Source organism: uncultured Tenacibaculum sp., assembly GCF_947502995.1.
Taxonomy (GTDB): Bacteria; Bacteroidota; Bacteroidia; order Flavobacteriales; family Flavobacteriaceae; genus Polaribacter.
Window position 1 is genome coordinate 18,585 of the sequence record NZ_CANNBW010000034.1, and the last position, 8,878, is coordinate 27,462.

Consider the following 8,878-nt stretch of genomic DNA (forward strand, 5'->3'; position numbering starts at 1 on the left):
TTAAAAGGAACATAGCTACTTTCGGGTAGCTATTTTTTTTGTAACTTATTTACCTCAATTATAAACCAACAAATAAATGCCAACCTATAATCTAAAAATCAACGGTGAATTGGTTACAGTTACAGCCGATTCAGATACCCCTTTACTTTGGATATTAAGAGATGAATTAAATTTAGTAGGAACAAAATTTGGATGCGGTATAGCGCAATGTGGTGCTTGTACTGTTCATGTAGATGGCGTAGCTACTAGAAGTTGTCAATTACAAGTTTCTATTTTAGATAAAGAAGAAATCACAACTATTGAAGGACTTTCTAAAGAAGGAGATCATCCTTTACAAGAAGCTTGGAAAGAAGTTGATGTTCCACAATGTGGATATTGTCAAGCTGGACAAATTATGACTGCTGCTTCGTTTTTAAAAGAAAATCCAAATCCTACTTCAACAGAAATTAGAGAGGCAATGCATGGAAACATTTGTAGGTGTGCATCGTATAACAGAATAGAAAAAGCTGTAGCTGTAGCTGCTAAAAAAATGTCTTAAATCTAATTATCATGAGTACAGAACAAAATAATATCAGATTTAGTAGAAGAAACTTTTTAAGAACTTCAGCGCTAGCAAGTGGAGGAATGTTAGTTGGTTTTAATTTATTCACTGCTTGTAAGCCAGAAGCAAAACCAGCTGTAGATATTGCAAATTTAAATTTCAACGATTTTAATGCTTTTATCAAAATAGCATATAATGGTTATGTAACTATTTTTTCTCCAAATCCAGAAATTGGTCAAGGAGTAAAAACAGCAATGCCAATGATTATTGCTGAAGAATTAGATGTAGAATGGGATAAAGTGCATGTTGCACAAGCAAAATATAATAAGAAAGAATATAAACGTCAGGTTGCAGGAGGAAGTCAGTCAATTCGTTTTGGTTGGGATGCATTACGTCAAACAGGAGCTACTACAAAGCAAATGTTAATTAATGCTGCAGCTGCAAAATGGGGAGTTGATGCAAACACTTGTAAAGCTTCAAAAGGAATTATAACTAATGCAAATGGAGATACATTAGGTTATGGAGAAGTTGTAAGCGAAGCAGCTGCTTTAGAGGTTCCAGAAAATGTAACTTTAAAAAAGCCGTCAGAATACACGATTATAGGAAAAGATGCTTTAAATGTTGATTTAGATAACATTGTTATAGGTAAGCCTTTGTTTGGTTTAGATTATAAAGCTGATGGAATGGTGTATGCTTCGGTATTACGTCCACCGGCATTCGGACAAAAATTAGAGAGTTTTGATGATGCTGAAGCAAAAAAAGTAAATGGAGTTTCAGATGTAATCAAGTTTGGAGATAAAGTAGCTGTAATTGGTTCAAATACTTGGGCGGCTATGAAAGGTAAAAAAGCATTGAAAGCTGTTTGGAGTGATGATCAAAATTTAGAAAGTACCGTAGATCATAATAAAGAATTGATTAAGATTTTAGACGGAAAAGAATTTGATACCAGAAGAGAAGATGGAAATGTAAAGAAAGCTTTTGCTGAAGCAGATAAAGTTTTAGAAAGAACTTACGATTCTCCTTTTTTACCGCATAACTGTATGGAACCAATGAATTTTTATGCTAATGTTACAGCTGAGAAAATTCATTTAGTTGGACCAATTCAAACACCACAATGGACAGCTGGTAGGGTTGCTCAGTTATTGAAAAGAAAAGAAGAAGAAATTGATCTTGAAATGACAAGAATGGGAGGTGGATTTGGAAGAAGATTGTATGGCGATTTTGCTTTAGAAGCAGCTGAAATCTCAAATCTGGCTAAAAAACCAGTGAAAGTTGTTTTCTCAAGAGAAGATGATATGACCGATGGAATCTATCGTCCAGCAATTAAATATAGAATTGCAGCATCAATTAAAGATGGAAAATTAACTGGATATCATTTAAAAGAAGCAGCGATTAATAGTAATATGTATGATTTAATTCCGAATTTCTTTCCAGCAGGATGTATTCCGAATTATAAAGTATCTACAAAAAGTTATAAGAGTGATATTACAACAGGGGCATGGAGAGCTCCGTATACCAACTTCTTAGCTTTTGCTGAGCAAACTTTCTTTGATGAAATAGCTGAAGAATTAAAGAAAGATCCAGTTGAGTTACGATTAGAATTATTACAGAATGTAAAAAGTTCTACAGATGAAAAAATCGAATACTCAGGAGAGAGAATGGAGAATACGATAAAATTAGCCGCTGAAAAATCAAACTGGAAAGAACAAAAAGAAGGAGTTTTTAAAGGTTTTGCAGCTTATTATAGTCATAATACTCATGTTGCCGAGGTTGCTGAAATAGAAATGAAAGATGGTTTGCCTGTAGTAACGAAAATTACTGCTGCTGTAGATTGTGGTATTTTAATTAATCCTACAGGAGCAATTAATCAAATTCAAGGTGGAGTTTTAGATGGAATCGGACATGCAATGTATGGAGATTTATCTTTTGAGAACGGAAAACCTTCACATAAAAATTTCGATACTTATCGTTTAATTAGAATGAATGAAACACCTCAAGTAGATGTACATTTCGTTAAAAATGAATTGTCTCCAACTGGATTAGGGGAACCAGGTTTACCTCCAGCAGGTGGTGCTGTTGCAAATGCAATTTATAAAGCACTAAAAAATAGACTATATAAACAGCCTTTTATTAAAGAGTTATCTTCAAAGAAAAGTGAGGTTTTAAGTTAAAATTTTAGAAAATATGTATATGAAAAGATGTCTTTTTTAGACATCTTTTTGTTTTTTTGATAAGTTTTCGCAATAATTAAAAATTACGAAATCGTTTTTCATTTTTCTGGTGTAAACACAGGTTTTGTCAAATTGCTAAATTGGTAATAAAATAATACGAAATCGTTTTTTTATCAATACAAATTTTACGAATTTGTTAAAATCTTGATTTTATTGATACAAAAACGAGCTTTTATTGAAAAAAAAAATCAAATTGATTTAACTTTGGAGGATAACAAATCAAGAACAAATTACAACAAAAACGAGGAATGAAAATCAACAAAGTTTTAGTAGCGAATCGAGGAGAAATTGCAATTAGAGTTTTTAGAGCCTGTGTAGAAGTAGGTATAAAAACCGTTGGAATTTATACTTATGAAGATCGATACTCTTTACACAGGTACAAAGCAGATGAATGTTATCAAATTGGTGACGATAACGAACCTTTAAAGCCGTATTTGGATATTGATGCTATCATTAAGGTTGCTGTAGAGAATAATGTAGATGCAATTCACCCAGGATACGGATTTTTATCTGAGAATGCAGAATTCGCACAGAAATGTGAAGACAACGGAATTATCTTTGTCGGACCAAAAGTTTCTGTACTAAAAGCTTTAGGTGATAAAATTACTGCAAAAGAAGTAGCTGTAGCTAACAATGTTCCAATTATTCAGAGTAGTGATAGAGATTTAACTTCTGTAGAAGTAGCATTAGAAGAAGCTGAGAAGATTAGTTATCCTGTAATGTTAAAAGCGGCTTCAGGTGGAGGTGGTAGAGGTATGAGAGTAATTCGTAATGCCGATGATCTTAAAAAAGCCTACCCAGAAGCACAAAGAGAAGCGTTAAACGCTTTTGGTGACGATACAGTTTTCTTAGAAAAGTTTGTTGAAAATCCAAAACATATCGAAATTCAAATTGTTGCAGATACTCATGGAAACATGGTGCATTTATTTGAAAGAGATTGTTCGGTACAAAGAAGATATCAAAAAGTAATTGAAATTGCGCCTTCTTATGGATTACCTCAGAAAATTAAAGATGATTTATATCAATATGCTTTAAATATTTGTGGAGCTGTTGATTATAATAATATTGGTACTGTCGAATTTTTAGTTGATGAAGATAATAGTATCTATTTCATCGAAGTAAACCCTAGAATTCAGGTTGAGCATACCGTTACTGAAATGGTAACTAATATCGATTTAGTTAAAACACAGTTATTCATAGCTGGAGGTTATAAATTATCAGATACTCAGATAAAAATTCCAAGCCAAGAATCTATCGTTGTTAATGGTTATGCATTACAATGTAGAATTACAACGGAAGATCCGGCTAATGATTTTAAACCAGACTATGGAGTTGTAACGACATACAGAAGTGCTTCTGGTTTTGGTATTCGTTTAGATGCGGGTAGTATTTACCAAGGAGTAAAAATTTCTCCATTCTTTGATTCTATGTTAGTTAAGGCTTCTGCAAGAAGTAGAACTTTAGATGGTGCATGTAGAAAAATGTTACGTGCTTTAGTTGAATTTAGAATTAGAGGTGTAGAAACAAATATTGCTTTCTTAAGAAATATATTAAATCATCAAACTTTTAGAAACGGAGAGGTTACAGTTAATTTCATAAAAAATGAACCAAAACTTTTTGAATTTAAAGAACCTAAAAATAGAGCAAATAAATTAATCAATTTCTTAGGAGAAGTTGTAGTAAATGGGAATCCAGATGTGAAAAAAGTAGATCCAAGTCATAAATTTACTACTCCTAAAATCCCATCATTTTCTAAATTAGAAAAACATCCAAAAGGAACTAAAGATTTATTAACAGAGTTAGGACCAGAGAAGTTTGCAGAATGGTTAAAGAAGGAAAAGAAAATTCACTTTACAGATACTACGATGCGTGACGCACATCAAAGTTTATTAGCAACTAGAATGCGTACTGTAGATATGTTAAAAGTAGCTGAAGGTTATGCTAAAAATTTCCCAGATATTTTCAGCATGGAAGTTTGGGGAGGAGCAACTTTTGATGTTTGTATGCGATTTTTGCAAGAAAATCCATGGGAAAGATTAGCATTGTTACGTAAAGCTATGCCTAATGTTTTATTACAAATGCTAATTAGAGGATCTAATGGAGTAGGGTATACAGCTTATCCAGATAATTTAATTGAAAAGTTTGTAGAACAATCTTGGGAAACAGGTGTAGATGTATTCAGAATTTTCGATTCATTAAACTGGATGAAATCTATAGAGCCATGTATAAAACATGTTCGTAATAAAACTCAAGGTTTAGCAGAAGCTTCTATTTGTTATACTGGAGATATTTTAAATCCTAGTAAAACAAAATACGATCTTAAATATTATATTCAATTAGCAAAAGATATTGAAAATGCTGGTGCTCATATTTTAGGAGTAAAAGATATGGCTGGTTTATTAAAGCCAAAAGCAGCTTACGAATTAATTTCAGCATTAAAATCAGAGATTAATATTCCAATTCATTTACACACACACGATACTTCATCAATACAATCGGCTTCTTATTTAAAAGCTATTGAAGCTGGAGTAGATGTTGTTGATGTAGCTTTAGGTGGATTATCAGGTTTAACTTCTCAACCAAACTTCAACTCTATGGTTGAAATGTTACGTTTTAATGAAAGAGAAAACCCTTTAGATGCTCAAAAACTTGCGGAGTATTCTAATTATTGGGAAGCAGTAAGAGGTTATTATTATCCGTTTGAATCTGGTTTAAAAGCAGGTACAGGAGAAGTATATGAGCATGAAATTCCTGGAGGGCAGTATTCAAATTTAAAAGGTCAAGCGATTGCTTTAGGTTTAGAAGATAAGTTTACTGAAGTTACAAAAATGTATGGTGAAGTAAACCAAATGTTTGGAGATATTATTAAAGTAACTCCAAGTTCTAAAGTTGTTGGTGATATGGCGCAATACATGATTACTAATAATTTAACAACAGATGATGTTTTAGAACGTGGAGAAAGTATTTCATTCCCTCAATCTGTAATTGGATTTTTTAAAGGAGATTTAGGTCAACCAGTTGGAGGTTTCCCTGAAAAATTACAAAAGATTATCTTAAAGAATGAAAAACCTTATACAGAAAGACCAAATGAACATTTAGAACCAATTGATTTTGAAAAAGAGTTCGCAGAGTTTAAAGAGAATTTTTCTAAAGGAATGGGACGCGAATTAGAAATTACTGATTTCTTATCATTTAAACTATATCCAAAAGTATTTACAGATGCTTACAATAAGCACTTAAAGTTTGGAAATGTAATGAATATTCCTACTAAAAATTTCTTCTTCGGATTAGAAGTAGGAGAGGAGATTATGGTAGATATTGAATCAGGTAAGAAAGTTTTGATTTCTCTTGTACATAAAACAGATGCAGATGAAAATGGAAACGTAACAGTTTTCTTCAAGATTAATGGTCAAATGAGAGTTGTAGCGATAAAAGATAACTCAATTACTGTTGATAAAGTTGAAAATGTTAAGGTAGATTCTAGTAATGAAAATCAAATCGGAGCGCCATTACAAGGGTTATTATCATCAGTTTTAGTAAAAGAAGGAGATATTGTACAAGAAAATCAACCGTTATTTATAATCGAGGCCATGAAAATGGAAACAACGGTTACGGCTGTAAGTAGGGGAATCATTGAGAAAGTACAATTATCAGCAGGAACTTTAGTAGATACAAACGATTTGGTAATAAAAATAAAGTAAGTCTTAGTTAAGTTTTTGATATACCCTTAAAAAAACTTAGTTTTGCTCTCCAAATATGTAATATTAATATGGTAAGTGATTTATTTGATAGAATTAAGAGTGATAAAGGCCCTTTAGGTAAATGGGCTGATAAAGCAGAAGGATATTATGTTTTTCCAAAGTTAGAAGGTCCTATATCGAATAGGATGAATTTTAATGGAAAACCTGTAGTTACTTGGAGTATTAATGATTATTTAGGTTTAGCAAATCATCCAGAAGTTTTAAAAGCAGATGGAGAAGCGGCTTTAGAGCATGGTATGGCTTATCCAATGGGAGCTAGAATGATGTCTGGTCATACAAAGTATCATGAACAATTAGAGCAAGAATGTGCCGAATTTGTAGGGAAAGAAGCCTCTTATTTAGTAAACTTTGGATATCAGGGTATGGTATCTGCAATCGATGCTTTAGTTTCTAAAGATGATATTATTGTTTACGATATGGATACACATGCATGTATTATCGACGGTGTTCGTTTACATGCTGGTAAAAGATTTGTATATAGACATAATGATATAGAAAGCTGTGAGAAAAACTTAAAGCGTGCTACAAAAATGGCTGAAAAAACTGGAGGAGGAATTCTTTTAGTTTCTGAAGGTGTTTTTGGAATGCGAGGAGAGCAAGGTCGTTTAAGAGAGATTGTAGCTCTAAAAGAGAAATATAATTTCAGATTACTTGTAGATGATGCTCATGGTTTCGGAACTTTAGGAGAAGGAGGAAGAGGAACAGGTTATGAACAAGGTGTTCAAGATGGTATCGATGTTTATTTCGCTACTTTTGCAAAATCTATGGCTGGTATCGGAGCATTTTTCGCTGGAGATAAAGATGTAGTTCAATATTTACAGTATAATATGCGTTCTCAAATGTTTGCAAAGTCTTTACCAATGCCAATGGTAAAAGGAGCTTTAAAACGTTTAGATATGATTCGTACAATGCCAGAACTTAAAGATAAGTTATGGGATATAACTAATGCTTTACAATCAGGTTTAAGAGATGCTGGTTTCGATTTAGGAACTACTCAAACTTGTATTACACCAGTTTACCTAAAAGGAGATATACCTGAAGCAATGGCAATGGTTCACGATTTAAGAGAAAATCACGGTGTATTTTGTTCTATAGTTGTTTATCCTGTTATTCCTAGAGGGATGATTATATTAAGATTAATACCTACAGCACGACACACAATTGAAGATGTAAATGAAACAATAAAAGCATTTACAGCTATACGTGAAAAGTTAAGTAATGGTACTTACAAAAGAATAGCAGAGGCTATTATGACAGCATAAATTAAGAAATACTTAAGAAACTCGTGATGTTAAAGTCACGAGTTTTTTAATTTAAAAACAATAACTTTGGAATTGTATTTGCTTTCTGAAGAAATATGAAAAAGTTTTTTTTACTCCTTATTATCATTTCTTTTAATCTTAATGCTCAGATTAAAGACTCATTGCCAAATTTTTCAGATGAATATTTTTTGGTTAAAGATGGAGATACTTTAATGATTAAGTTAGATGAAGTACCTGTATTACCAAAACATAAGTTTAAATCTAAGAGAGATATAAATTATTATTATTGGTTCAGAAAAAAAGTATTCAAAGCTTATCCTTATGCAACATTAGCTTCAAAAAGAATAGATAGTTTAAATGCTAGATTAGATAGAATAGATTCAAATAGAAAAAAAAGAATCTATGTGAGAAGAGTCCAAAAATATTTAGAAAAAGAACTTACAGATCAGATAAAAAAGATGACTCGTACAGAAGGAAGAGTTTTAATAAAACTAATTCATCGTCAAACTGGTCGTACAGTTTTTGAGAATATTCGTGAATTTCGTAGCGGTTGGAAAGCTTTTTGGTATAATACTACAGCTAATGTATTTAAGTTATCATTAAAAGACGAGTATCATCCAGAGTCAGTTAATGAAGATTATTTAATAGAAGATATTTTACAAAGGGCTTTTATAGATGAAGCTTTAGAAGTACAAGAACCAAAATTAAAAGTAGATTCTTATAAAATTTTGGAGTCTAAAAAAGGAGAAGTAGATGTAGAAGAGTACAAAAAGATGTTTGCTAAGATGAGAAAAAAGAGAAAGAAGAAGAAAAAATCTAAAAAATAACAAACTGCTTACCAAGATTTCGATTTAAAAATTGTTATTATCACTACTATTTTGTCTTAATCTTATTAAAGAATCTACTAAAGTTATACTGTGTATTTGCATAGAGCTTTTATTATAATTTATAAAGAACAATCAACTCATAAAGATTGTTCTTTTTTATTTATTTGGTTTTCTGGTTGTTGCGATTTTTTTTCATTTTTTTGTTTTAAAAGTTTGTGTAGATTAAAAAGAGTGTGTAGTTTTGCACCCGCAAACG

General features: G+C 31.7%; 5 protein-coding genes. All 5 read left to right on the top strand.

The window, feature by feature from the left end; translation table 11 throughout:
- Positions 1–76: 76 nt before the first annotated feature.
- The 5 genes from Q1A46_RS20065 to Q1A46_RS20085 all read left to right on the top strand — a co-directional run bounded on the left by Q1A46_RS20065 (position 77) and on the right by Q1A46_RS20085 (position 8,622).
- Entirely contained in the window at positions 77–538 is a 462-nt protein-coding gene (locus Q1A46_RS20065; RefSeq protein WP_299683304.1) for a (2Fe-2S)-binding protein, read from the top strand.
- 11 nt (positions 539–549) lie between these two features.
- The gene (locus Q1A46_RS20070) at positions 550–2,712 is read left to right on the top strand and encodes a xanthine dehydrogenase family protein molybdopterin-binding subunit (protein WP_299683306.1); all 2,163 of its coding nucleotides are present in this window, start codon (positions 550–552) and stop codon (positions 2,710–2,712) included.
- Between the two features lie 308 nt (positions 2,713–3,020).
- Positions 3,021–6,473, top strand: a complete 3,453-nt coding sequence (locus tag Q1A46_RS20075) for a pyruvate carboxylase (RefSeq protein ID WP_299683308.1) — start codon at positions 3,021–3,023, stop codon at positions 6,471–6,473.
- 68 nt (positions 6,474–6,541) lie between these two features.
- The gene (locus tag Q1A46_RS20080) at positions 6,542–7,795 is read left to right on the top strand and encodes an aminotransferase class I/II-fold pyridoxal phosphate-dependent enzyme (protein WP_299683310.1); all 1,254 of its coding nucleotides are present in this window, start codon (positions 6,542–6,544) and stop codon (positions 7,793–7,795) included.
- Positions 7,796–7,890: 95 nt separating this feature from the next.
- Positions 7,891–8,622: a DUF4294 domain-containing protein gene (locus tag Q1A46_RS20085; RefSeq protein WP_299683313.1), complete on the top strand. Its 732-nt coding sequence runs from the start codon at positions 7,891–7,893 to the stop codon at positions 8,620–8,622.
- Positions 8,623–8,878: the final 256 nt, after the last annotated feature.

What these genes read in the sequence shown, in the direction of transcription:
- Q1A46_RS20065 (WP_299683304.1), top strand. Translation starts at nt 77, where the DNA reads ATGCCAACCTATAATCTAAAAATCAACGGTGAATTGGTTACAGTTACA.
- Q1A46_RS20070 (WP_299683306.1), top strand. Translation starts at nt 550, where the DNA reads ATGAGTACAGAACAAAATAATATCAGATTTAGTAGAAGAAACTTTTTA.
- Q1A46_RS20075 (WP_299683308.1), top strand. Translation starts at nt 3,021, where the DNA reads ATGAAAATCAACAAAGTTTTAGTAGCGAATCGAGGAGAAATTGCAATT.
- Q1A46_RS20080 (WP_299683310.1), top strand. Translation starts at nt 6,542, where the DNA reads ATGGTAAGTGATTTATTTGATAGAATTAAGAGTGATAAAGGCCCTTTA.
- Q1A46_RS20085 (WP_299683313.1), top strand. Translation starts at nt 7,891, where the DNA reads ATGAAAAAGTTTTTTTTACTCCTTATTATCATTTCTTTTAATCTTAAT.